Annotated in this window: 2 protein-coding genes; one reads left to right on the forward strand and one right to left on the reverse strand. The window is 49.7% G+C overall.

Annotated elements, in window-relative coordinates; all coding sequences use genetic code 11:
* Positions 1-500 precede the first annotated feature (500 nt).
* The gene (locus ACOCD2_RS21725) at positions 501-764 is read right to left on the reverse strand and encodes a transposase (RefSeq protein WP_419586235.1); all 264 of its coding nucleotides are present in this window, start codon (positions 762-764) and stop codon (positions 501-503) included.
* On the opposite strand from ACOCD2_RS21725, the gene ACOCD2_RS21730 reads away from it, so the two are divergent.
* Positions 739-1,032 (forward strand): hypothetical protein (locus ACOCD2_RS21730; RefSeq protein WP_419626101.1); only part of this gene is annotated, 294 nt, incomplete at its 3' end. The two genes, ACOCD2_RS21725 and ACOCD2_RS21730, sit on opposite strands and share 26 nt — an antisense overlap.

A 1,032-nucleotide genomic window follows, 5' to 3' on the forward strand; every position in this document is an offset into this window, starting at 1 on the left:
CGATCCGTATAATAAACGCTCGTTATATTTACGTAGATAAGTTTGCGCTATTTCTTTGCGGATAACCAGTGATTGTCGGTGGTTTTTGGGGGGATTTGCGGCTTGTAAAGAATACGGTCGTTTGTGGAACAGCTTGAGAACTTATGATTTACAGGGTAATGAGTGTTCCGTATGCCGTCAACTATTCAATGTTTCACAAATAGCGTAATTTTACTAGTGAGACACGCCTTTAACCAAACAATAAAACCGGCTTATAGCGTGTATCGATACAGGATACAATTGATCATGATTACCCAAATCCCCAGATAGAGGCATATCAGCGCCCGAAGGGCGCCAATATCCACTGATTTCCGCTTGGTTGAATTGCAGACAGCGATGAATTAGACCGGATTTGACTAGGAAATCCGAACAAAATCCATATCCCACGCCCTTGCAACGCAACCCGGCTGCTTTCAGACGGACCTGTCCCGTCATAGCCGCCTGATTGGTCGCAAACTTCCTCAAATGGGCGGCGGTTCAAACGCCTTCAGTGCAATGAGCACCTGTTCCAGAAGCATTCGATGTCGCTCTGCGAGTTTTACGAACAGTTGTCGCCCCGTTTTGACTACTTTTGCCGCCATGCCATACAGACGCCAACGTATTGTTATGGCGCGGTGCTGCGCCAGTTCTCCAGGCAACAACTGACGCATGAGGGCAAACAGATTATAGGAGAGCGCCGAGATCAAGAAGTACAGCGCATTGGCATTGAAATCCGAACACGGCAAGGTGTCGCCGCCAAAATCCAGTTTCAGTTCCTTGACTCGGCCTTTGACAACCTATTTGTGCCCCAGCCGTCCTGGTCACCAAGCACTACGCAACAACTTCGCAAGCTCGTTGCTGCTCCGTACTTGGCTCCCATATGACTGGACGCCGCGTTCGGAGGCCTACTTTGTTTTCCCTCTGGCGCAAGGCACGCCGGGAAACCAGCCGGCAAACAGAGAATGCCAACACGATCCTAACCTGTTGTGGAGCCCATCTACTCGACCCATTCTG

This window comes from Thiolapillus sp., from assembly GCF_048562965.1.
In the GTDB taxonomy this organism is placed as follows: domain Bacteria; phylum Pseudomonadota; class Gammaproteobacteria; order Chromatiales; family Chromatiaceae; genus Thiolapillus; species Thiolapillus brandeum_A.